Origin of the sequence: Sporosarcina sp. NCCP-2222, from assembly GCF_023168145.1 — a bacterium.
Classification (GTDB): domain Bacteria; phylum Bacillota; class Bacilli; order Bacillales_A; family Planococcaceae; genus Sporosarcina.
In genome coordinates this window covers 438,743-461,654 of sequence record NZ_BQYK01000002.1, presented here as the reverse complement: position 1 = coordinate 461,654, position 22,912 = coordinate 438,743, and the positions used below count along the sequence as shown (strand labels likewise).

Sequence of the window (22,912 nt, the reverse complement as noted above, 5' to 3'; positions counted from 1 at the left end):
CTGCACTGACAATGAGTGCATTTGAATGGCGGAAATCCAAACGCAGAGGTTTGCTGGGCCAGATAATGGTTGTGCTCGCCATTGCCGTTATTGCCGGTTATGTATTCCTTGCGGAGCAGGTGAAGGAGAAGGAGAGTGAAACGATTGGCAAGCTCGCAAACGAACCGCTGCAAACTGAAAACGAACTGATCCCATATTTCGAGGAGAGGATTAGGGAAACAGAGAAGTCAATCGAGGAAGCGAATCAGAATGGCGAGAACGGCGAGTTTATCTATGGCCACAATATCGATTATTACAATGACATGATTGCAGAGGCGCGTGAAAGAGCGGCACTTGCAGCTACAGCGGCCGCCGCTTACAAGGAGGAAAAGTGGGCGCCGGTGTATGACTATCAGTTATTCGAAGATCATCGAAGGCTCGATATGGTGGCGGAATCTAAGAAAGGCGTCCACATCCCCGAGAGCTTGTTTGGTTATGAAGCGGCTATCTTGCAAAAGGAATGGATGAAGGAGCATAACATCAAGCCAGTTTTTCCGGGTTCGTATATTTCAAACATCCACGAACAATGGAAGCCAGAGGATCGGAAAGCGAAGGAATGGAGTAGAAAGTTGTACCGCAACATGGATCACAGTGGCTTATTCTCGCTTTACATGGTGTTCCGGGATTATCTGTTTTTCATTCCAATGTGTCTTCTGATCTTACTCGTTGGCTCAGGATTCTCCGGCGAACGAGGGAAACGGCCAACACTACATTTGCTGGAGACAATGCCGATCAAGCGGCGTTCCCTTTTCCTTGGGAAGACAATCTATTCCTCAGTTGTCGCTATGGGCAGCGCTATGGTCACATTCCTATTCGTTGTGCTCGTTGGAACGATATTCAACCGGTTCGGTGACTGGATGTACCCTGTCCTCCGCTACCATAGTAATTACGAAAAACAGTCGTTTGACTTCACGGGAAACCGGGCATTCGAAGGCGGCTATACGTTCATGCCGCTTGGTGAATATTTGCTGAAGGCCTTATTGCTCTATGTATGTGTCACCCTGTTTCTGATCGCACTTGCTAATATTATTGGGTTGGTCGCACGACAGCCGCTTGTTGTATATGCTTTGACTGGCTTGATCAGCGTGGCGGGGTACTTGGCGAGCTGGAAGCTGGACGATTTTGCCCAATTCTCTCCGTTTTTGTACTTGAACGTCCCGAAAATCGTAAACGGAGAAATACTCACGTTATTGAATAATCCAGCAATCAGCGTCACAATGGCCTGCGCGATGCTACTCGGAACTACGGTCATTTTGTTGGTAGTGACGTATTTCTGGATGAGCTTTGAGAAGAAGAGCTTGAAGAAGAGAAAACATTCTGTGGCCGAAGTCTAAGACATGGTGTGCAGCCTAAAGCAAAGCGAATTAATATTGCCGACAATGAGGCAGAACTAAAGTGCAGGTATATAAAAGGAGACGCCTCGATGGTAATGAGGACGTCTCCTTTTGCCGTTGATTGTGCAAGAAATTACCGCTTTGGCTCATATTCAAGCAAAGTAAACAGTTCTTGAAGTTCCTTCTCTGTCAAATCCCGCCACGTTCCGACAGGCAGATTGCCGAGATGGATGTTCATGATCCGAGTGCGTTGGAGGCGCCGCACCTGATAGCCGAGTGCCGAGCACATGCGGCGGATTTGCCGATTGAGACCTTGCGTCAAAGTAATATTAAATTTCCGCGGCCCCAGCTGTTTCACTTTACAAGGCTTTGTTGTCGTACCTAGAATATTGACGCCTGATTCCATTTGGCGAATGAATTCTTTTGTGAGGGGACGGTCGACCGTAACGATATACTCTTTCTCATGTCCATGCTCCTCGCGCAATATTTCATTCACGATGTCGCCGTCGTTCGTCAGGAGCAAGAGGCCGTCTGAATCTTTGTCGAGACGCCCGATATGAAAAATGCGGAGCGGGTGATTGACAAAGTCGACGACATTCCCTTCCACATGGCGTTCTGTCGTACTCGTAATGCCGACTGGTTTGTTAAGCGCGATATAGACGAGCTGCTCTTCGGTTTGGACCGGCTTTCCATCAACCTTGACATCATCCCCTGGTTCCACGCGGCTGCCGAGTTCAGCCAATTGGCCGTTAATGGTGACACGGCCGTCTTCTATCCATTTATCCGCACCGCGCCGGGAAACGATGCCGGCTTCGCTTAAAAATTTGTTGATTCGCATATGATTTGTCACCTGATTTCGAAATTCTTTCTCTCATTGTATCGCTTCGTTCCTTTCCACGCAAAGTTGATGGCACCAATAAAAGGTCCAATCCTTCTACACCCAGTGCTAACATCATATATTATCAAAAGGTTGACAATTGAAAGAAAGAATAGTAAAGTGATTACAACTTTTTTGTTCGGAACGGGTAGAGGAGCTGGGAGCGGCGCCGCCCTAGGACAGAAGAGATGAGTTGAGAAGAGCATAGCTGAGAAATTGTTGAATAAGAGGAGTAGCGCTGAAACCGTGTGTGCAGAGAGTCAGTGGATGGTGGGAACTGATCCGCGGCCGGCGTGAATGGACTTATGAGAGCCGTCTGGAGTTTTTTCGGATGGACGTCATTCCCACGTTACGGGAAGTGTCGTACTGACACGCCAAGCGGGAGCCTATAATGGCTTCAATAAGAGGTGGCAACGCGGGTAACCCGTCCTCTGCAACTGGACTTTTCTGTCCAGTTGCAGAGGATTTTTTATTTTATTGAAAGACCGCAGAAGCGTGTCGGTCCAATATAAGTCTTCTTATGCAACACAGTTCTTGCTGTTCTTTCCAGAATGAGATGAGGAGAGATTTGTATGGAGAAGACGAGTATACGCATGACAGAGAAGAAAATCGAAGGGGATTCCTTGACGCCGATCCTAATTTTCAGGCGGTTGCACGGGACGCAGCGTTTTTTATTGGAGAGTTCATCCCAGCATGAAGGATCGGGACGGTATTCCTTTATTGGCGTTAATCCTATTAAAGCCTATCGAGGAAAAGCGGGAAAAGTGGAGGAGTTTGTATATCAAACCGGTGTGTCCTATTCGCATGAGGGAGAGTTGTTTACATTATTGAAACGGCTTATGCCGAGGATTGCAGAGGCAGTACCGTATCCGTTCATGGGAGGGGCCGTTGGGTACGTCGGCTATGGGGCAGCAAAAGTGAATGATGAGGTGACAGATGAATCTGGATTCCCTGATGCTAATTTCAATATTTACGATACTGTCATCATTTTCGACCATCTGCTAAATGAAGTGACCCTATTGCATACCAAAATTCATCCTGAAACGGGAAGTACGCCGGACTTGGAAGCATTGGCCGACAAAATTACAAACGGGCCGGTAGAAGAAGAGAAACCGGTAGCTTTGTCCGAATTTCGAAGCAATCAAACCCGGCAAACCTTTGAAGAGAAAGTCGAGGAGGCACAGTGCTTCATTGCCGAAGGGACGGCGGAGCAGATCGTCCTTTCGAGACGGATGGAAGCCGACATAGAAGGCGATCCGTTTGTTCTGTATCGCAAGTTGCGCAAGCGGAACCCCTCTCCGTATATGTACTACATGGAGTTTGAGGATCATACAGTCATCGGCACTTCTCCGGAAAGTTTGGTCCGGGTATCCGGTGACACCGTTATGACAAATCCGATCGCTGGCACGCGCCGGCGCGGAAAGGATCAAGCTGAAGATATTGCACTTGAAGAGGAGCTGCGAAACGATCCGAAAGAACTGTCTGAACACCAAATGCTTGTCGAGTTAAGCAAAAGGGAGATGACGGCTGTTTGTGAAGCGGAAACGGTACATGTTTCAAGCTGCATGGAAACAGTACGCTATGAGCACGTCATGCATCTCGTATCCGAAGTAGAAGGAACCTTATTACCAGGCTTGCATGCGCTCGATGCACTGCAAACAACGTTGCCTGCCGGTACCGTGACCGGCTCGCCGAAGCGGGTGGCGATGGATATTATTGCACAACTGGAACCTAATTCCCGTGGCATCTACGGCGGTGCCATCGGCTATATCGGGCTGAACGGCAACATCGATTTCGCTCTCACCATCCGCACAATGCTCATCCAAGACGGAAAAGCGATCGTTCAAGCGGGTGCTGGAATCGTTAAAGAATCAGTGCCGGTTTTGGAATACAAGGAGACAGAGAATAAAGCAAGGTCTTTGCTGATGACTGGATTTGAATGAACGCCAGAAAGTCAAGCCAAACGCCAGAAAATCAAGCTGAGCGCCAGAAAGTCAGGCCGAACGCCAGAAAATCGAGCTGAACGCCAGAAAGCCAGGTCGAACGCCAGAAAACCAGGCTGAACGCCAAAAAACAGTTCCGCACGCTAAATCCAGTCAACCACGCGCCGCATAAAACGGCAAGCGGAAGGAAAGAGCAGAGGAGAGATGAGTTATGAGACAGTTTACGAGAAAAGTTGAGGAAGGCCGCCACTTGTTATATGAAGAAATGAAGACAGTGGCAAACGAAATGTTTGCAGAAGAGGTTGATCTGGACGAGATGGCAGCATTTCTTACGGCGCTTGCCAAGAAAGGGGAGACGGCGTCGGAAGTGGCGGCGCTTGCTTCGGTGATGTCTTCCCATGCCAGTCCGTTCCCCGTCCGGGAAGATCATTATTTGGATAATTGCGGTACAGGGGGCGACGGGTCGAATAGTTTTAATATAAGCACCGCGTCCGCCTTTGTCCTCGCGGGCGCAGGTGTGAAGGTGGCGAAGCATGGAAATCGGAAAGTGTCGAGCCAGTCGGGGAGCCATGATGTACTTGATGCACTCGGAATACATTCGCACTTGAAGGTGTCCGATATGGGGCGGCTGCTTGAGGAAGAAGGACTCTCCTTTCTGTTTGCTCCGACGGTCCATCCGAAAATGAAACAAGTCGGTGCGGTCCGGCGCCGGATTGGGAAGCCGACAATTTTCAATTTGGTTGGTCCTCTGACGAATCCGATTCGCATTAAGTCGCAATTCACAGGGATTAACCGTCCGGATTTTGTGATGGAGTATGCTTCCGTTCTTCGAATGCTCGGCAGGGAGCGCGCCATTGTTGTTTCGGGTCCGGGTGGCCTGGATGAGGCTTCGCTTGCTGGACAAAATTCATTTGTCTTGCTCGATAAGGGAGATTTAATTCCTTTCAGCCTGACTCCTGAGGATGTTGGTTTATCGTATGCGCCGCCATCCGCCATACAGGGAGGCAGCCCGGAGGAAAATGCGGAAATGATCCGGTCAATTTTCAGGGGGGAGCGAGGTCCCCGGTTTGATACGGTTGTCTTGAATGCGGGGATTGGCATTTTTGCAAACGGAATCGTGCCGACAATTAAAGCAGGAATTGATTTGGCGAAAGACAGTATTCTATCGGGCCGGGCGGAGCAGAAACTTGAAGCGGTTATCGCGTATAGTGACCAAGTCGAGCGGGAGGTTGTAGCCCAATGACCATTTTAGATACGATTTTGCAGGAGAAACGACTGGAAGTGAAGCGCATGCTGATCGATGAACCGAAGGCTTACGAACAAAATAGACCAGCACGACCCTCGTTATTCCAAACTTTGAAAAATGCAGATGACTTGCAGGTCATTGCAGAAATCAAACGTGCGTCACCTTCCAAAGGGTTGATTGCAGAAGGGGCAAATCCTGTTCTGCAGGCACAGCAGTATGAACAAGCTGGCGCTGCGTGCATTTCCGTCCTGACTGACGGACCGTTTTTTAAAGGATCCTTCGACGACTTGTCACTCGTTGCAAATTATGTAGAAATCCCGATTCTTTGCAAAGATTTTATGATTCATGAAGTACAGATTGACCGGGCAAAACAGGCGGGTGCCTCTGTCATCCTTCTTATTGTGGCGGCGCTCGACGACATGACACTGAAAAGGCTGTACGACTATGCCACAGGACTCGGATTGGAGGTTCTCGTGGAGGTCCATGATTCTAGCGAGCTGCAAAGAGCACTTTCAATTGATGCCAAGTTGATTGGCGTGAATAACCGGGACTTGCGTACGTTCCATGTGGAACTTACAAGAACAGAGGAAGTGGCCGCTCATTTTCCTTATGAAGAGAATCGAGTGTTAATTAGTGAAAGCGGAATTGCGGGGGAAGAGGATGCCATTCGGGTGGCGAGTGTTGGAGCGAGCGCAGTTTTGGTCGGAGAGACACTCATGCGGAGTTCGTCTGTACAGGATTCGCTTCGAAGCTTGCGAGTGAAAAAGGCGGGAACGCCCTTATGACCAAGGTGAAGATTTGTGGTCTTATGGAACCTGAACATGTGCAGGCCGCTGTTCACGCCGGAGCGGACGCAATCGGTTTTGTATTTGCGCCGAGCCGGAGGCGGGTTTCCGTTCAACTTGCAAAGCAACTGGCACAATCCGTTCCAGAAGGTGTGATGAAAATTGGCGTGTTCGTCAATCCAAGCGCGAATGAAGTCAGGCAGGCCTTTCAGGAAGTGCCGCTTGATTTTATTCAATATCATGGAAATGAATCTCTAGAGTTCATTGAAAATATAGGTCTTCCTTCTATTAAAGTAGTATCAATGCGTAGTAAGAAAGACAAAGAACTTATAAAGTTATGCAATACTCAATACATCCTTGTGGATACGCCAGGCATTGAATTTAAAGGTGGCACCGGAAAGGTATTTGACTGGAGTTTACTGGAAGGTGATCTGCCTAGGAAGCAGATGATCCTGGCAGGCGGTTTGACGAGCGAAAATGTACAGGAAGCCATTCGAAAGGTTCGTCCGGCAATGGTCGATGTGTCGAGCGGTGTCGAGCGGAATAACCGAAAAGACGAATCATTGATCCGCGCGTTCGTCCGTGCGGTCAAGGAAGAGGAGAGATGAGCATGGAACAGATGAGCGGTTCAGTGAAACAGAAAGGACGATACGGGAAGTTTGGCGGACAATACGTCCCGGAAACATTAATGTCTGCACTAATTGAGTTGGAAGCGGCATATGATGACGCCAGTCAGGATCCTACATTCACCGAAGAACTGGATTATTATTTGCGAGATTTTGTCGGAAGAGAAACACCGCTCTATTTCGCTGAACGTCTAACGAAGAAGATTGGCGGAGCGAAGATTTATTTGAAGCGTGAGGACCTGAATCATACAGGTGCCCATAAAATTAACAATTCGATCGGCCAGGCACTGCTTGCGATGCGGATGGGAAAACGGAAAATCGTAGCGGAAACCGGCGCAGGACAGCATGGCGTGGCAACGGCAACAGCATGTGCCTTGTTCGGGCTCGATTGTATCATCTTCATGGGCAAAGAAGATGTGCGCCGGCAGGAACTGAATGTATTTCGAATGGAACTGCTGGGAGCAAAAGTGGTCCCGGTGGAGAAAGGTTCCGGTACGTTGAAGGATGCGGTCAATGAAGCACTGCGGTATTGGGTGGCTCATGTCGAAGACACGCACTACATTCTAGGTTCCGCACTTGGCCCCCATCCGTTCCCGCGTATTGTCCGCGACTTTCAGCGGGTAATCGGAGTGGAGACGAGAAGGCAGATCCTTGAAAAGGAAGGACGTCTTCCCGACGCGGTTGTCGCCTGTATTGGCGGAGGAAGCAATGCGATCGGCATGTTCCATCCTTTTGTGAAGGATGAAAAGGTGGCCCTTTACGGGGTGGAGGCAGCAGGAAGCGGCATCGGAACGGGGCTTCATGCTGCAGCAATAGCTGGAGGCAAAGAAGGTGTTTTGCATGGGGCGTATATGTATATCCTCCAAGACGAAGATGGGTTTATCCAAGAGGCTCACTCGATTTCCGCTGGATTGGATTATCCCGCCGTCGGTCCGGAGCATTGTCATTTATATGACATCGGGCGGGCGGTCTATACGTCTGTGACAGACGAAGGCGCTCTCGCCGGGTTGCGATTGCTGTCTGAAACAGAAGGGATCATCCCGGCGCTAGAAAGTGCGCATGCCATCCAGTATGTTGCCGAATTGGCGAAAGGGATGCGGCCGGATGAAGTTGTCGTTGTCTGCTTGTCAGGTCGCGGAGATAAAGACGTTCAAACAGTGCGAGATGCTTTAGGGGGTGGCACAAGATGAATCAAGTCGAAAAAAGTATCCGATCTTGTGTCGAACAGGGAAGAAAAGCGTTTGTCCCGTATATTATGGCAGGAGATGGCGGCCTTGGTTCCTTGCGTGATAAGGTTTTATTCCTCCAAGACGCGGGTGCGACCGCAATTGAAATCGGCATTCCGTTTTCCGATCCTGTTGCGGATGGGGAGACGATTCAACAAGCAGGAGAGCGGGCATTGGCTGAAGGGGTGACGCTTCGTGCTGTGTTGCAGTCTCTCCAATCCTTTAAAAAAGAGGTCAAACCGGAAATGCCCCTGCTGATCATGAGCTATTTAAATCCAATACTAGCTTATGGGATGGATGCATTTGTGCAAAGTCTTCGGGAAAGTGGCGTCAGCGGATTGATAATCCCTGATTTGCCTCTGGAGGAAAGCGGGCACATAAAAGAATTGCTCACTGAAAATGGAATCGCATTGATACAGCTTGTTTCGCTGACTAGCGATCAAAAAAGGATGGCCGCCATAGCCGAGCAATCGACAGGCTTCATCTACGCTGTCACGGTAAATGGAATTACGGGAGCAAGGGAAGGATTTAATGAATCACTGGCCACTCATCTACAAAGCCTAAAGTCGATCAGCCCTGTTCCGGTTCTGGCGGGTTTTGGTATATCCACCCCGGCTCATGTGGAACAACTAAGCATTCATACAGATGGTGTAATTGTTGGAAGCGCCATAGTCGATGCCTTCGATAACGGCGATACAGCAAGGATTAGCCAGCTTATCGAGGCTTCGAAAACGAAAATGAGGGCAGCTCATTGAAACTTTTTAGGTCCCTCTCTCGTACTTATTAGAAAGGAGAGGTGCGGAATGAGGACAGAAATGATCTTGCAGGAAGTGGAGACGACGTATGAGAAAGTGAAATCGCTGGCTGGCTGGAGTGTCGATAAAAACGTAGTATTGACCATCACATCTTATTATGTGACAGCGGGTACAGAATTTGATGCTTTCACTTTCAATCGGGCGATGGATGAACTGAAGTCAAGGACGGGGTGGTTTTCCCCGCTGCGAGGAAATCTTCTTCCGATGATGGCGGCGTTTTTGTCCCATTCCAAATCGACTGAACAGGCGGCCGAGCGATTGATTGAAAAACAGAAGGTGTTGCGAAGCCATGGTTTTAAGAATTCGATTCATTCCTACTTGGCCGCTTTGCTAATGTCCGACAATCCGGCTGATGATGAAACGGATGCGCGCCGTGCAAAGGCTTTATTCGATGCCATGAAGAAACAGCACTTCCTTTTAACTTCTGATGATGATTATGCCTACGCCATGCTGTTGGGAAGAAAAGAGGAAGACCCGGTAGAGCATGCTCAATCCATGCGAGACTACTACGACGCATTCCGAAAGAAAGGTTTCCGCTCTGGCAATGAACTGCAATGGCTCTCCCAAGTGATGACCTACATGGACATCGAGTTCTCACCCGAACGTGTCGATAGGGCAGAGGAAATCTCTATCCTGTTAAAAGACAGAACGAAAGTGAAGCCTGTCCATTATCCAATGATTGGATTTTTGACAGTGTTCCAAATGGATGATGAAGGAGTCATGCAAATCATCAATCTTGCGAAACAGCTGGAGCAGTCCAAACTGTTCAGATGGAACCGTGAAATGGCACTTTCCATTGCAATCGGATATGTCATGCATCAGCTGACTGAAAGTGCTGACCAGATCAGTGTCAGCCTTGCCACTTCTGTTGAAATGATTTTGCGAGCCCAGCAAGCGGTAATGGCAGCAACGGTAGGAGCGGTAGCAGCATCCTCGGCAGCATCTTCAAGCCAAAGCTGAAATTGCTTAAAAGTGAATAATGATTATGCTAATAAAATAAATTTAGAATATGCTGGTAAAATATAAAGCTAGATACCAAGTAAACTTAAAAGAAATAAGCAGGAAATAATCTAGAAAATACTATATCTGATTTCTATTTTTGGGACTTCGTTATACAACAGTAGCGAAGTCTCTTTTCTGTGTTACTAAGAAAAAGCATAAAAAGGCCAAAAAAATTTGTATACCCGCACCTATTTAGAAAACGCTTACATATCAAGGTTTGTAATGAGATTGTAACATTTGAAATGGTTCAATGTTTTGATATTCTAAAAAAATAGTATTGTCAGGACAAGGATTGTGTAGTATATTGAGTCCAATAACTTTTATCAAAATCTGAAAATTAGTTATTCATACATGTGTCAAAATAGTAAGGAGGAAGTTTTCTTGAAGAACCCGGTCTTGGAAATTAATGATCTCCGTGCCTCGTTTAATATTAAAGGCAATTATTATGCGGCGGTTGACGGAGTTTCCTTAACAGTTCACGAGAATGAAGTCGTAGCCATCGTAGGGGAATCGGGTTGTGGGAAAAGTGCCCTGGCAAATTCAATTATGGGATTGCACAACTTGAAAAATACGAAGCTGGAAGGTGAGATTAATTTCGGAAATCAGAACCTTCTGGAGTTGCCTCTAGCAAAATTCAATAAAATACGAGGCAAAGATATTGCGATGATCTTCCAAGATCCGATGACTGCCCTGAATCCGCTTGCAACAATCGGCAGGCAGATCGAAGAGCCGATGGATTACCATTTGAAACTTTCGGCTTCGGAAAAGAAGAATCGTACATTGGAATTACTAAGACGAGTCGGTATCAAAAACGAACAACGCGTCTATGAGCAATATCCTCATGAATTGTCGGGCGGGATGAGACAACGGGTCGTCATCGCTATCGCACTTTCGTGTGATCCCGTCGTATTACTTGCGGATGAGCCAACGACCGCTTTGGACGTTACGATTCAAGCCCAAATTATGGATTTGATGAAGGAGCTTCAAAATCAGACGAAGACGGGCATTATCCTCATCACGCATGACCTTGGAGTTGTTGCGGAGATGGCAGATCGTGTCGTAGTTATGTATGCAGGCGAAATCGTGGAAATGGCGGATGTTAAAGATCTGTTTGAAAACCCATTGCATCCCTATACACGATCACTATTGAATTCGATTCCTGCGAATTTTGAAGGGAAAGAGAAACTGCATGTAATTGACGGAATTGTTCCATCTCTTCAAAATCTTGATCGTACCGGATGCAGGTTTGCTCCACGGATCGCTTGGATCCCTGAAGAAGACCATGAAGAAAGACCGGAAATGCATGAAGCGGAACCGAATCATTTTGTCCGTTGCTCATGCTATAAAACGTTCTACTTTCCGGAGGACAGAGTAGGAGAGAACGAATATGTCGCTACTGAAAGTTAATGACTTGAAAATACATTATCCAATTCGGGGCGGTTTTTTCCGCCGTGTTGTAGACCATGTAAAAGCCGTGGATGGTATCAGTTTTGAACTGCAGCCTGGCGAAACATATGGCTTAGTAGGTGAATCTGGTTGTGGAAAAACGACATCCGGCCGTGCCATTATCGGACTTAACAATGTCACATCAGGTGAGTTGTTATTTGAAGGTAAAGACTTGGCTAAAATGGGACGAATGGAAAGACGAAAACATACAAAAGACATTCAAATGATCTTCCAAGATCCATATTCATCCTTGAATGTTCGTAAAAATGTCTTGAATATCATTGCTGAACCACTTCGCAACTTTGAAAGACTTTCACCTAAGGAAGAATTACTGCGTGTTCAAGAACTTGTGGCTAGAGTTGGATTAAGCCCGGAATCAATTTACAAGTACCCTCACCAATTTTCAGGTGGGCAACGCCAACGTATCGGTATTGCTCGGGCATTAGCTCTTAAGCCAAAACTCATCATTGCGGATGAGCCGGTTTCGGCATTGGATGTTTCCGTTCAGGCGCAAGTGCTGAATTTTATGCAAGAGATTCAAGAGGATTTTGGTTTGACTTACCTTTTCATCTCGCATGACCTTGGAATTATACAGCATATGTGTGACCGGATTGGCATCATGTATCGGGGACGTTTTGTCGAAGAAGGGACGGCTTCAGAAATTTATAATAATCCACAGCATCTTTATACAAAGCGCTTAATTGCAGCTATCCCTGAATTGGACCCTGAAAAGCGGTTTGAGAAAATGCATCTTAGACAATCAATTAATCAGGAATACCAAAACGACTATAACAATTATTTTGATAAAGATGGACGGATGTATGATTTGAAGAGAATTTCAGAGTCGCATTCCGTTGCCATGCAGTAAGGGGGAAAATGTGAATGTTACAGTTTATTTTGCGTAGAACATTGATCATGATCCCACAAATCATTCTTGTCAGTATTATCGTATTCTTGCTGGCGAAAGCCATGCCTGGGGATGCTCTTACAGGGGCTTTCCAAGGGAATCCGGATGTCTCGCAGGAACAGATACAGAAGATTAGGGAAAAGCTCGGTCTTAATGATCCTTGGTATCAACAATACGGACGCTGGTTAGGAAATGCAGTGCAAGGCGATTTTGGCCAGTCATACGTGCATAAACAGCCTGTTACCCACCTATTGGCTGGTAAAGTGGAAAATACATTACTTTTGTCTTTTTTCACCCTAGTTGTTACTTATATAATTGCCATACCTCTAGGTATTATTTCGGGTAGATGGACAGACACTTGGGCTGACAAGATTATTGTAACGTATAATTATTTTGCATTCGCAACACCAGTTTTTGTATTTGCATTGTTAATGATGTACCTATTTAGCTTTGTTCTTGGCTGGCTCCCTTACGGTAGCAGTGTTGACATTAAACTTGAAGAGGGAACGTGGGATTATTTTGTTAGTAGAGCAAAACACTTAGTTCTACCTGTCCTGTCAGGTGCACTTATTGCCACATATAGCACAATCCAATATCTAAGAAATGATATTATTGACCAAAAATTAAAAGATTATGTTAAAACAGCTCGTGCAAAAGGGGTACCGGAAGGAAAAGTATATATACGTCATATCCTTCGAAATTCCCTTTTGCCAATTGCAGCATTCCTTGGTATGGAAATTACCCTTATGATTACCGGATCGATCTTTATCGAGTCCATCTTTAGCTACCCTGGCCTTGGATTTCTTTTCATTCAATCCATTTCAACACGTGATTACTCCGTCGTTACAGCTCTCGTATTAATTTCTTCAACTGCTGTAATTATCGGTACAATGCTTTCGGATATTATACTAAGCATTGTTGATCCGCGAATCCGTATTGAATAGATAGAAGGAAAAGGAGGGGAAACTCATGAAAGATACAGTTATAGTAGATGAAAAACAACTCATCGCGAAAGAAAAGGCGAATAACCCATCGTTACTGAGAACGATTTGGCGAGAAATAACTCATGATAAAATGGCACTAGGCTCACTAATAATATTGATAATTATCCTTTTGTCAGCTTATTTGTCACCACTATATATTGACCAAGAAGCTCAGCACCGCGTAAACTTTTTGAATGTTTGGAAGGCACCGTCCGCGGAACATTGGTTAGGAACCGATGACGGAGGACGGGATGTATTTGGCCAACTGATGCTTGGAACCCGAAACTCTTTCACTATCGGATTCATGGTTACCTTAATAGCTGGTCTACTTGGTCTGACATACGGTTTAATTGCGGGATTCTATGGTGGAAAAATTGATAACATTATGATGAGGATTTTAGATTTTTTAATGGTTCTTCCTTCAACTATGTTCATTATTGTATTCGTTGTAATTGTTCCTAACTATACAGTAGTGACTTTTGTCCTCATTATGAGTGCATTCGCCTGGTTCGGTAAAGCGAGGCTTATCCGCTCCAGAGCATTACAAGAACGGGAGCTTGATTATATCAATGCCTCCAGGACGTTGGGCACACCAAGTTTGAAAATCATGTTTTTCGAAATGTTTCCTAACTTGAGTTCCCTCGTCATTGTTAATATGACACTTACACTTGCAGGAAATATCGGAGTGGAGACTGGCTTGACGTTCCTTGGTTTTGGTTTACCGTCAGGTACGCCTTCGCTTGGAACATTGATCTCATTCGCGCGTACTCCTGATATTGTGCAAAATAAGTGGTGGGTTTGGTTACCTGCAGCATTACTAATTTTAGTAATGATGTTGTGTATAAATTATATCGGTCAAGCGGTCAAACGCGCGTCCGATGCAAGGCAAAGATTAGCCTAAAAAATAAGGGGAGGTAATACAAATGGCAAAAAAACAATTTTTGTTGCTTGCTAGTTTGATGCTTGTTCTCAGTGTGTTTTTAGCTGCATGTTCAGGCAAAGACGACAAGAAAACCGGTGAAAAAGAGCCGGCAAAAGGCAATGACAAAGGTTCTGAAGAAACTAAAGGAGAAGATGCAGAAGATGCATCTGCTGGACTCGATTTTCCTTTATCAGTTTCTAACACGGCAGAACCGATAGAAGATGGAGAAATGACAGTTGCATTAGTATCCGACACTCCATTTGAAGGTACACTTAACCGTGTGTTCTATTCCGGCAGACCGGATGCAGAAATCATGACTTATTTTGACGAGGATTTATTAGAATTAGATGGTGACTACTTGATCACTAACAATGGTGCTGCAGAGTATACAGTATCTGACGATAATAAGACGATTACAATCAAAATAAAAGATGGCGTGAAATGGCATGACGGCGAGCCGGTAAAAGCAAGCGACCTACTCTATGCTTACGAGCTTCTTGGTCACCCAGATTACACTGGAACTCGCTATACATTCACAATTGAAAACGTAGAGGGTATGCCTGCGTATCATGCTGGTGAAACGAAAGAAATTTCTGGCATTAAAGTTTCTGAAGATGAAAAGGAAATTTCGATCACTTACACTGAGGCAACTCCGTCGATCCTGTCTGGTGTATGGTCTGTTCCAGTTCCAAGACACTATGTGGGAGATGTCATGAAGGGCGATCTAACGATTGAAGAACTTGAGGCTTCTGATAAGATCCGTGTAAGCCCAATCGGATTCGGACCTTATAAAGTAGCTAAAATTGTTCCGGGTGAATCCGTACTATTTGAACGCTATGATGACTACTACAAAGGTAAGCCAGCGCTTAAGTCTGTCGTATTGAAAGTTGTAAACCCAGTAGCTATTATAGAAGCTGTTAAAAAAGGTGATGTTGATCTAGCAACTATCCCAGCAGACCAATACTTAAAGGCGAAAGAAATCGATAATATTGAACTATTGGCAAAGGTTGATCTAGCTTATACTTATATTGGTTTCAAACTTGGTAAGTGGGACAAAGAAAAGAAGGAAAACGTTACAGATCCTAATGCAAAATTGGCTGACAAGCGTGTGCGTCAAGCTATGTGGTATGCAATGGATAACGAAACAATCGGTAAGGAACTTTACCATGGTCTTCGTTTCCCGGCTACAACATTAATCATTCCTGTATTTGCAAGCTTCCATGATGCAAGCATTAAAACACCATCTTACGATCCAGAAAAAGCGAAAGCACTACTTGATGAGGCAGGATTCAAGGACGTTGATGGTGATGGATTCCGTGAAGATGCAAGCGGTAACGAATTTGTTTTGAACTTTGCTTCTATGTCGGGCGGCGAAACAGCTGAGCCAATCGCTCAATTCTATATTCAAAACTGGGCTGACGTAGGTATCAAAGTACAACTTACTGACGGCCGTCTACATGAATTCAACTCCTTCTATGACATGGTAGAAGCAGATGACCCTAAAATCGATATTTACCAAGGAGCATGGGGAACTGGTTCCGATCCAGACCCAGAAGGTCTCTATGGTAGAACTGCAGCTTATAACTACACTCGCTACACAAGCGAAAAGAACGACGAGCTCCTTAAAGCAGGTACATCTGAAAAGGCATTCGATACTGAATATCGTAAAGATATCTACAACCAATGGCAAGAGCTAATGGTTGAGGACGTTCCAGTAGCACCGACAGTTTATCGTTATGCTCTAGAGGCAGCTAACAAGCGCGTTGTTAACTATTCAATCGAACCAGGCACAGAAAACTATCGTCCATGGAAGTGGGGCGTATCTGAGTAAGACTCAGTGCCAACTTTCTATTAATAAAAGCCGCTATCCAGTCAACTGGGTAGCGGTTTTTTTGTGAAATTTTTTTTTACAGTATTGAAATATTCTTAAAAATTTGATACAGTGAAACATACCTACTAATCAATTAAAATGATTTATAGTGATATTCTGACAGCAGGGGGAATGCAGGTTGAAGTTGTATGTTTCGGTTGATATGGAAGGAATTACGGGATTGCCTGACTACACGTTTGTTGATTCAAGCAGGCATAATTATGAGCGGGCGCGGCGTATTATGACAGAGGAAGCCAATGCGATCATCCGGGCTGCTGTTGGGAACGGAGCCGAAGAGGTCCTGGTCAATGATAGCCATTCCAAGATGAATAACTTATTGGTAGAGGAATTGCATCCAGACGCTGATTTAATTACTGGGGATTTGAAAGCGCTTTCGATGGTGCAGAGTTTGGATGAGACATTTGATGGGGCGATTTTTGCAGGCTATCATGCACGGGCAGGACAACCGGGTGTCATGAGCCACTCGATGACGTTTGGCGTCCGCAATATGTATATCAATGACGTTGCAATTGGGGAACTCGGATTGAATGCGTATGTGGCAGGGCATTTTGGTGTACCGGTCATTCTTGTTGCAGGGGATGATTGTGCATGCCGGGAAGCAGAAGCACTCATTCCAGGTGTGGTCACAGCTGCGGTCAAGCAGTCCATCAGCCGGTCTGCGGTCAAGACGCTGCATCCGACAAAGGCACGTGCACTATTGGAGGAGAAGACAGCGGAGGCAATTGGAAAACGTTCGTCTATTCAGCCGCTTGTTCCACCGAAGCAGCCTACATTGCGCATAGAGTTTACGAATTATGGACAGGCGGAATGGGCTGCGTTGATGCCAGGCTGTGAGATTGAACCGGGGACCACCGTTGTGAAGTTTGAAGCTAAGGACATTTTGGAGGCGTACCGCGCAATGCTAGTCATGGTTGAACTGGCCATGCAAACCAAGTTCTGTTAAGGGGGAGAGCCGCATGGCCATTTACATAGTGAAACGATTCTTCATGATGATTGCGACCATCCTCATCATTGCGACATTGACGTTTTTCTTAATGCATTCGATTCCTGGTTCGCCATTCGATGAAGAACGGACATCGAATCCGACCATCCAAGCGAACTTGGAGAAGTACTATAAATTAGACCAACCGACGCATATTCAGTATCTCTATTATTTAAAAGCCATTGTGACCTTTGATTTCGGTCCCTCCATTAAGAAACCGAACGAGTCCGTGAATACACAGCTGGCCCGAGGGTTCCCTATTTCTGCTGAACTGGGGATAGTATCGATTCTCGTGGCTGTGTTGTCCGGGATTACCTTAGGGACATTTGCCGCGTTACGGCATAACGGCATTATTGATTATGGAGCGATGACATTCGCAGTCATCGGGATATCCGTGCCAAACTTTGTACTAGCGACTCTATTAATACAGCAATTTGCAGTTAATTTACAGTGGCTGCCCCCAGCGACGTGGAGCAGTCCGAAGCATATGATATTACCGACATTAGCACTGGCCACGGGGCCAACCGCCATTATTGCGAGGCTGACCCGGTCCAGTATGCTGGAAGTGCTGACGCAGGATTATATGAAAATGGCCCGTGCGAAAGGGTTATCACCGTTTCGGATCGTATTCCGTCACGCCTTGCGTAATGCGCTTATGCCGATCGTTACGATTATGGGAACAATGCTTGCGGGCATTTTGACTGGAACGTTTGTCATCGAGCGGATTTTCGCCATTCCAGGGATGGGGAAGTACTTCGTTGAAAGTATCAATAACCGTGATTATCCGGTCATTATGGGTTCGACGGTCTTCTATAGTGCCTTTCTCGTATTCATGCTCTTCCTCGTCGATATCGTGTACGGATTCCTGGATCCGCGCATTAAACTTCATCGGAAGGAGGGCGATGCCTAATGGTCAGCCATCAACCGCCACAAGCACAAGATGATTGGTTCAAACCAGTAGCAAAAGATGCGGAGAAGGCGGAATCAGTTGTCCGCCCTTCGTTATCCTACTGGCAAGATGCATGGCGCCGATTGCGGCAAAATAAGCTGGCAATGAGCGGGTTATTCTTTCTTGTCTTGCTTGCCCTGTTTGCGATATTTGCGCCAATGCTATCGCCGCATGATATTACAACTACACAATATGCGAAACAGAATATGCCGCCTTCTTCAGAGCATTGGTTTGGGACAGATGATAAAGGATGGGACGTCTTTACCCGTACGTGGTACGGCGCCAGAGTTTCTCTCTTTGTCGGGGTAGCAGCTGCGTTAATTGATTTCTTTATCGGCATTATTTACGGGGGCATCAGCGGCTATAAAGGCGGCCGTACCGATTCGGTCATGATGCGAATTATTGAAGTGCTATACGGTCTGCCGCACTTACTCGTCGTCATCCTGTTAATGGTCATCATGGGTTCGAGTTTGACGACAATCATTGTGGCGCTTACGATTACCGGCTGGGTCGGTATGGCGCGGATTGTCAGGGGACAAGTATTGCAAATTAAAAACTATGAATTTGTCACAGCTTCCAAGTCGTTTGGGGCCAGGACGCCACGAATTATCCGGCGCAATTTATTGCCGAATACGATGGGGCCGATTATCGTTCAAATGACTTTGACAGTACCAAGTGCCATCTTCGCGGAAGCGTTCCTCAGTTTCCTCGGACTTGGGATCTCGGCACCGTTCGCGAGCTGGGGTGTCATGGCGAACGATGCGCTGCCGGTCATTTTGTCCGGCCACTGGTGGAGATTATTCTTCCCTGCGTTTTTCATTTCAATGACGATGTTTGCATTTAACGTCCTCGGAGACGGTATGCAAGATGCACTCGATCCGAAACTGAGGAGGTGAATGGTTTGAATGAACAACAATTGGCGAATGCCAATGCACTTGTGAAAGAGCGACAAGAGGAAGTGCCGTCTTTGCCAAAAGCGGTGATGACAGAGAAACAAGTGGGACAGAAGCACAAGCGTCAGCCGGATTATTCCGAAAAGGTGCTGGCTGTAGAGGATCTTCATGTTTCATTCAAGACATTCGGCGGTGAGGTCCAGGCGCTTCGTGGTGTTTCGTTTGATTTGTATAAAGGGGAAACGCTTGCTGTTGTCGGAGAATCTGGCTGCGGGAAAAGTGTGACGGCTAATACGATTATGGGTTTGATTCCCCAGCCGCCTGGTCGAATCAAAAGCGGGCGGATCCTGTTTAAAAACAAGGATTTGACGAAGCTGAACAAAGCGGCCATGCGGAAGGTGCAGGGAGTTGACATTTCGATGATCTTCCAGGACCCGATGACCGCGCTGAATCCAACTTTGAAAATTGGAGAGCAGCTCACCGAAGGATTGCGTACACACCAGAACGTGAGCAAGGCAGAAGCACGGAAAAAAGCGGTTGAATTGCTGGAAATCGTCGGCATTCCAAATCCGGAGGAACGATTGAAGCAATATCCACACCAATTTTCCGGAGGGATGCGGCAGCGGATCGTTATCGCAATCGCATTGATCTGCGAACCAGAATTACTCATTGCAGATGAACCGACAACTGCGCTGGACGTAACCATCCAAGCACAAATCCTCGAATTATTCGATGAGATTCAGGCGAGGACAGGTGTTTCCATCATCCTGATCACACATGATCTCGGGGTTGTGGCGAAAATTGCAGATCGGATCGCCGTCATGTATGCCGGCAAAGTTATTGAAATCGGTGATAAGCGGGAAGTGTTCTACTCTCCGCAGCATCCTTATACAAAAGGGCTACTGGCCTCCGTTCCGCGGCTTGACTTGAAAGAGGAGGAGCTGCAGCCAATTGATGGAACGCCGCCAGATTTATTCGCACCGCCGATCGGCTGTCCGTTTGCCGCAAGATGTCCATTCGCCATGGAAGTGTGTGAAAAAGTATATCCAGGAACAACGGAGCTGTCGGAAACGCATAAAGTGGATTGCTGGCTGCAGGATGAACGCGCCAAACATGTTTTTCAAATGTAATGGTAGTACGCACGAAAGTGCTTGAATATGCTTAGACATACAAAAGGGGGGCTTTTGAAATGAAAAAGTGGTTGATGTTTGTGGCAATGGCCATGCTGGCGCTTGTTCTGGCGGCTTGTACGGCGAACAAGGACGCTGGTAAGGAGCCAGAGAAGACGGATGGAAATACGTCTTCAACAGATGAAGGGACTGACGGTTCAGGGGAAGAAGCATCTGCTGGCGACCAGGTTTTGTATTTGAACAACGGGCAAGAGCCGACATCTTTTGACCCATCCATTGGTTTTGATGCGGTGTCATGGAGTGCATTAAATAACATCATGGAAGGTTTAACACGTTTGGATGAAAATCACAAAGCCGTGGAAGCGACAGCTGAAAAAATTGATATCTCGGACGATGGCTTAACATATACCTTCCATATCCGTGATAATGCGAAATGGTCGAATGGAGATCCAGTTGTAGCGGGAGATTTTGTCTTTGCTTGGAAGCATATGTTGAATCCAGATACAGCTTCTCCAGCAGCATTTCTAGCCTATTTCATTGAAGGGGCAGAGGCTTACAATAACAAAGAGGGTTCTGCAGACGATATTGCCATCAAAGCAGAAGATGATAAAACATTTGTTGTAAAATTGTCAGCACCAAACGAAGCATTCTTGAACATCATTACGAATCCAAGTTTCTTCCCGATTAATGAAAAGGTCGCTACCGAAAATCCAGACTGGCATACGGAAGCAGCAACATTCGTTGGTAACGGGCCATTCAAATTGTCTTCATGGGATCATAATGTCAGTTTCGAGTTCGAAAAGAATGAGAACTACTGGGATGCGGATGCTGTGAAATTGAATAAAGTCCACTGGGCGATGGTCAATGATTCAAACACGGAATATCAAATGTATCAATCTGGAGAGCTGGACTTATCTGGCGTTCCATCTGAACTAGCGGAGCAATTGAAAGACAGTGATGAGTTGGTAGTGGAAGACCAAGCCGGTTTGTACTTCTACCGCTTCAATACGTCAATGGAGCCATTCACAAATACGAAAATCCGCCGTGCATTTGCAATGGCAGTTGACCAAGAAGAAATCGTTCAATACGTAACGAAAAATGGTGAAAAACCAGCACACGGTTTTGTGGCATATGGCTTTATCGGTCCAGACGGCAAAGAATTCCGTGATACAGTAGGCGATCTTATTTCCTATAATCCAGATGAAGCGAAGAAGCTTTTGGAAGAAGGAATGAAAGAGGAAGGCTATACAGAGCTTCCGAAAGTAACGTTGACTTACTCTACAAGTGAATCACACCAAAACATTGCGATTGCTCTGCAGTCTAAATTCAAGGAAGTCTTGGGAGCAGACGTTGAATTGCAAAACGTAGAAGCAAAAGTATTCGCTTCAGAACAAAAAGAATTCAAATACCAATTGTCCCGTTCCTCATTCTTGCATGACTATGCAGATCCGGTGAACGCGCTTGAAAGCTTTATCACTGGTTCTTCTATGAACCGTACAACTTGGTCCAATGCTGAGTATGACAAGTTAATTGAGGATATTAAAAACCAAACAGATGAAAACAAACGATGGGAATTATTGCAGGACGCGGATCGTCTTCTAATGGAAGAAATGCCGGTATTCCCACTATACTTCTACAACCAGACAACACTTGAAAAACCGGGCGTTTCCGGTATTCTGCGCCACCCAGTCGGTTATCTTGACTTGAAATACGCAGAGAAGAACTAATGCACAGTCGCGGTGTCCGTCATGGCGCCGCGATTTTGCCTTTTTTCTAAGGCTATTGTTGGAAGTGATGAGAATTAAGCTTACTCACTTTACGCGACTTTATGTCCCAAGAGCAAAAATTATAGTATGAGTAATCGTTGTACCCCCCAGTATTTATTTCCGGGGAAATGTTGTTCGTCGGACTTTGGATCTATGAAAGCAGGAACGGTAAGGGAAACGTTTGATTAACGGGTTCGTTTGAAAGTAAAGCAAAGGAGATGGGATGATGAGAATTCGACCAGAGAGGCTTCGACGAGGGGATTTGGTGGGCATTGTGTCGCCATCGAGTCCGCCCAATCAGGAGAGTCTGCAGCGATCGCTCGCATTTTTGGATCAGCTTGGCTTACGGGTGAAGTTTGGCAAGCATGTGAATGATGTCTATGGTTATTTGGCAGGGTCGGATGAAGATCGCATGGCCGATTTGGAGGACATGTTCGCTGATCCCGAAGTGAAAGGCATTATTTGCGCAGGCGGTGGATATGGATCTGCCCGGTATACGGATCGTCTGGATCTTCAATTGATCCGCGAAAATCCAAAGGTGTTCTGGGGGTTCAGCGATATTACGTTTCTCCATACAGCGATTGGCCTGTATGCTGATTTGGTAACTTTCCACGGTCCGATGCTCGCTTCTTGTGTCGGAAAGGATTCATTTCATCCGTTGTCTGCAAAAATGTTCGAGCAATTATTTGAGCCGATGGAGCTCCACTATACAGAGGAAATTTCGCCGCTGGAGGCACTTCATCCAGGCGTCGCACAGGGTGAATTGGTTGGCGGCAATCTATCGCTGCTCGCCAATACAATCGGAACCAAATTTGAAATTGATACGGCAGGCAAATTGCTCTTTATTGAAGATATCGGTGAAGAACCGTACCGCGTTGATGGTATGCTCAATCAATTGCGTATGGCAGGGAAGCTGTCGGATGCGGTAGGTATTGTCATCGGTGACTTTGCGGATGCCGAACCGAAAAAGGAGAAACCTTCCCTCTCACTTGATGAAGTATTCCGCCATTACGTAGGCGGCTTAGGCAAGCCGGTTGTAAAAGGATTCAAAATTGGTCACTGTGAGCCGCATTTTGCGATTCCGCTCGGCACGCTTGCCAAATTGGATGCCGAAGCCAAAACATTAACTATTCTGCCGGGGGTGGAATAA

At 46.2% G+C, this 22,912-nt stretch carries 20 protein-coding genes and 1 other annotated feature; of the genes, 19 read left to right on the top strand and 1 reads right to left on the bottom strand.

All coding sequences use genetic code 11. The annotated features are described in order from the left end of the window. On the top strand, positions 1-1,373 hold a 1,373-nt coding region (locus NCCP2222_RS06330), incomplete at its 5' end, for an ABC transporter permease (RefSeq protein WP_248510661.1). Between the two features lie 133 nt (positions 1,374-1,506). Here the strand turns inward: NCCP2222_RS06330 and rluF are convergent. Then, positions 1,507-2,211, bottom strand: coding sequence for a 23S rRNA pseudouridine(2604) synthase RluF (gene rluF / locus NCCP2222_RS06325; RefSeq protein WP_248510660.1), 705 nt, complete (start codon positions 2,209-2,211; stop codon positions 1,507-1,509). A gap of 249 nt (positions 2,212-2,460) precedes the next feature. After that, positions 2,461-2,685: a binding site (T-box leader), on the top strand. 137 nt (positions 2,686-2,822) lie between these two features. On the opposite strand from rluF, the gene NCCP2222_RS06320 reads away from it, so the two are divergent. The 18 genes from NCCP2222_RS06320 to NCCP2222_RS06235 all read left to right on the top strand — a co-directional run bounded on the left by NCCP2222_RS06320 (position 2,823) and on the right by NCCP2222_RS06235 (position 22,912). Next, complete coding sequence (locus NCCP2222_RS06320) at positions 2,823-4,193, top strand: anthranilate synthase component I family protein (protein WP_248510654.1); 1,371 nt, start codon at positions 2,823-2,825, stop codon at positions 4,191-4,193. A 211-nt stretch (positions 4,194-4,404) separates the two neighbouring features. Then, positions 4,405-5,436 carry an anthranilate phosphoribosyltransferase gene (gene trpD / locus NCCP2222_RS06315; RefSeq protein WP_248510652.1) on the top strand — a complete coding sequence of 344 codons (1,032 nt, stop codon included), beginning with the start codon at positions 4,405-4,407 and terminating at the stop codon, positions 5,434-5,436. Next, on the top strand, positions 5,433-6,224 hold the full coding sequence (gene trpC / locus NCCP2222_RS06310) for an indole-3-glycerol phosphate synthase TrpC (RefSeq protein ID WP_248510650.1): 792 nt from the start codon (positions 5,433-5,435) through the stop codon (positions 6,222-6,224). The genes trpD and trpC overlap by 4 nt, the downstream gene beginning before the upstream one ends. After that, entirely contained in the window at positions 6,221-6,832 is a 612-nt protein-coding gene (locus tag NCCP2222_RS06305) for a phosphoribosylanthranilate isomerase (RefSeq protein ID WP_248510648.1), read from the top strand. The genes trpC and NCCP2222_RS06305 overlap by 4 nt, the downstream gene beginning before the upstream one ends. A gap of 2 nt (positions 6,833-6,834) precedes the next feature. Next, entirely contained in the window at positions 6,835-8,040 is a 1,206-nt protein-coding gene (gene trpB, locus NCCP2222_RS06300) for a tryptophan synthase subunit beta (protein ID WP_375709162.1), read from the top strand. Further along, complete coding sequence (gene trpA, locus NCCP2222_RS06295; protein ID WP_248510646.1) at positions 8,037-8,831, top strand: tryptophan synthase subunit alpha; 795 nt, start codon at positions 8,037-8,039, stop codon at positions 8,829-8,831. Before trpB ends, trpA begins: the two co-directional genes overlap by 4 nt. 48 nt (positions 8,832-8,879) lie before the next feature. Further along, a complete protein-coding gene (locus NCCP2222_RS06290; RefSeq protein WP_248510644.1) occupies positions 8,880-9,851 on the top strand; it encodes a DUF4003 family protein in 972 nt (323 codons plus the stop codon). Positions 9,852-10,244: 393 nt separating this feature from the next. Continuing rightward, positions 10,245-11,300 (top strand): ABC transporter ATP-binding protein, encoded by a 1,056-nt coding sequence (locus NCCP2222_RS06285; protein ID WP_375709161.1) that lies wholly within the window; start codon positions 10,245-10,247, stop codon positions 11,298-11,300. Further along, on the top strand, positions 11,281-12,207 hold the full coding sequence (locus tag NCCP2222_RS06280) for an ABC transporter ATP-binding protein (RefSeq protein WP_248510640.1): 927 nt from the start codon (positions 11,281-11,283) through the stop codon (positions 12,205-12,207). The genes NCCP2222_RS06285 and NCCP2222_RS06280 overlap by 20 nt, the downstream gene beginning before the upstream one ends. 14 nt (positions 12,208-12,221) lie before the next feature. Further along, positions 12,222-13,190 (top strand): oligopeptide ABC transporter permease, encoded by a 969-nt coding sequence (opp4B, locus tag NCCP2222_RS06275; protein ID WP_248510637.1) that lies wholly within the window; start codon positions 12,222-12,224, stop codon positions 13,188-13,190. A 25-nt stretch (positions 13,191-13,215) separates the two neighbouring features. Then, entirely contained in the window at positions 13,216-14,130 is a 915-nt protein-coding gene (locus NCCP2222_RS06270) for an ABC transporter permease (protein WP_248510635.1), read from the top strand. A 22-nt stretch (positions 14,131-14,152) separates the two neighbouring features. Continuing rightward, entirely contained in the window at positions 14,153-15,982 is a 1,830-nt protein-coding gene (gene opp4A / locus NCCP2222_RS06265) for an oligopeptide ABC transporter substrate-binding protein (protein WP_248510633.1), read from the top strand. 178 nt (positions 15,983-16,160) lie between these two features. Next, complete coding sequence (locus tag NCCP2222_RS06260) at positions 16,161-16,985, top strand: M55 family metallopeptidase (RefSeq protein WP_248510631.1); 825 nt, start codon at positions 16,161-16,163, stop codon at positions 16,983-16,985. Between the two features lie 13 nt (positions 16,986-16,998). After that, positions 16,999-17,934 carry an ABC transporter permease gene (locus NCCP2222_RS06255; protein ID WP_248510629.1) on the top strand — a complete coding sequence of 312 codons (936 nt, stop codon included), beginning with the start codon at positions 16,999-17,001 and terminating at the stop codon, positions 17,932-17,934. Further along, positions 17,934-18,869, top strand: coding sequence for an ABC transporter permease (locus NCCP2222_RS06250; protein ID WP_238080099.1), 936 nt, complete (start codon positions 17,934-17,936; stop codon positions 18,867-18,869). The genes NCCP2222_RS06255 and NCCP2222_RS06250 overlap by 1 nt, the downstream gene beginning before the upstream one ends. 86 nt (positions 18,870-18,955) lie before the next feature. Beyond that, entirely contained in the window at positions 18,956-19,996 is a 1,041-nt protein-coding gene (locus tag NCCP2222_RS06245; RefSeq protein ID WP_248510867.1) for an ABC transporter ATP-binding protein, read from the top strand. A 59-nt stretch (positions 19,997-20,055) separates the two neighbouring features. Further along, on the top strand, positions 20,056-21,723 hold the full coding sequence (locus NCCP2222_RS06240; protein ID WP_248510627.1) for a peptide ABC transporter substrate-binding protein: 1,668 nt from the start codon (positions 20,056-20,058) through the stop codon (positions 21,721-21,723). 265 nt (positions 21,724-21,988) lie between these two features. Beyond that, positions 21,989-22,912, top strand: a complete 924-nt coding sequence (locus NCCP2222_RS06235; RefSeq protein ID WP_248510625.1) for a S66 peptidase family protein — start codon at positions 21,989-21,991, stop codon at positions 22,910-22,912.

Coding starts and splice junctions, on each gene's coding strand:
- rluF (WP_248510660.1), bottom strand. CDS start 2,211: ATGCGAATCAACAAATTTTTAAGCGAAGCCGGCATCGTTTCCCGGCGC.
- NCCP2222_RS06320 (WP_248510654.1), top strand. CDS start 2,823: ATGGAGAAGACGAGTATACGCATGACAGAGAAGAAAATCGAAGGGGAT.
- trpD (WP_248510652.1), top strand. CDS start 4,405: ATGAGACAGTTTACGAGAAAAGTTGAGGAAGGCCGCCACTTGTTATAT.
- trpC (WP_248510650.1), top strand. CDS start 5,433: ATGACCATTTTAGATACGATTTTGCAGGAGAAACGACTGGAAGTGAAG.
- NCCP2222_RS06305 (WP_248510648.1), top strand. CDS start 6,221: ATGACCAAGGTGAAGATTTGTGGTCTTATGGAACCTGAACATGTGCAG.
- trpB (WP_375709162.1), top strand. CDS start 6,835: ATGGAACAGATGAGCGGTTCAGTGAAACAGAAAGGACGATACGGGAAG.
- trpA (WP_248510646.1), top strand. CDS start 8,037: ATGAATCAAGTCGAAAAAAGTATCCGATCTTGTGTCGAACAGGGAAGA.
- NCCP2222_RS06290 (WP_248510644.1), top strand. CDS start 8,880: ATGAGGACAGAAATGATCTTGCAGGAAGTGGAGACGACGTATGAGAAA.
- NCCP2222_RS06285 (WP_375709161.1), top strand. CDS start 10,245: ATGTGTCAAAATAGTAAGGAGGAAGTTTTCTTGAAGAACCCGGTCTTG.
- NCCP2222_RS06280 (WP_248510640.1), top strand. CDS start 11,281: ATGTCGCTACTGAAAGTTAATGACTTGAAAATACATTATCCAATTCGG.
- opp4B (WP_248510637.1), top strand. CDS start 12,222: ATGTTACAGTTTATTTTGCGTAGAACATTGATCATGATCCCACAAATC.
- NCCP2222_RS06270 (WP_248510635.1), top strand. CDS start 13,216: ATGAAAGATACAGTTATAGTAGATGAAAAACAACTCATCGCGAAAGAA.
- opp4A (WP_248510633.1), top strand. CDS start 14,153: ATGGCAAAAAAACAATTTTTGTTGCTTGCTAGTTTGATGCTTGTTCTC.
- NCCP2222_RS06255 (WP_248510629.1), top strand. CDS start 16,999: ATGGCCATTTACATAGTGAAACGATTCTTCATGATGATTGCGACCATC.
- NCCP2222_RS06250 (WP_238080099.1), top strand. CDS start 17,934: ATGGTCAGCCATCAACCGCCACAAGCACAAGATGATTGGTTCAAACCA.
- NCCP2222_RS06245 (WP_248510867.1), top strand. CDS start 18,956: ATGACAGAGAAACAAGTGGGACAGAAGCACAAGCGTCAGCCGGATTAT.
- NCCP2222_RS06240 (WP_248510627.1), top strand. CDS start 20,056: ATGAAAAAGTGGTTGATGTTTGTGGCAATGGCCATGCTGGCGCTTGTT.
- NCCP2222_RS06235 (WP_248510625.1), top strand. CDS start 21,989: ATGAGAATTCGACCAGAGAGGCTTCGACGAGGGGATTTGGTGGGCATT.